The 445-nt window shown below is 60.0% G+C and carries 1 protein-coding gene; it reads right to left on the bottom strand.

Features of this window, described 5'->3' with window-relative positions; translation table 11 throughout:
* Positions 1-445: hypothetical protein (locus Q4563_RS16210; protein WP_303605210.1), on the bottom strand; the 445-nt coding region annotated here is incomplete at both ends.

Below are 445 nucleotides of genomic sequence, written 5' to 3'. Positions count from 1 at the left end.
CGTGCGGCCTCGTAACCGTTGCGGTCGGCTTGCTCCCAGGCTCTCCCAGCGAGGGCCGACAGGCGCTCCCCGGAGACTGACAAAATGGCCTGGCGATCGGCGGCAGAGAGGCTGTCGAGGGTGTCCGGGCTGGCGAATATGGCAAATGAACTGGCGTACAGGCCTCTGGGGATCACGGTGATCTGACTCGTCACTTCACTGAGGCGCAGGTATTTCTGATCCAGCACTGGCAGGAACACTCCATCGACCACCCCTTGCTGCATCATTTCATACACTTTCGGGGCGGGTGCCTGTACCGGGCTGACATCGAGTCGCTCGGCGACCAGCATCTGCAAGCCGCCACCTATCCGGATCTTCTGGTTTTTGAGTTGTTGCAAGCTGCTGAAAGGTTCACGAGTATGGATCTGGGCCGGGCCATGTACAAACAGCCCGAGTAACTCCAGCC

The organism is Gilvimarinus sp. 1_MG-2023 (genome assembly GCF_030548285.1).
The sequence above is the reverse complement of the archived record's forward strand: the minus strand, read 5'-3'. Positions and strand labels throughout refer to the sequence as shown.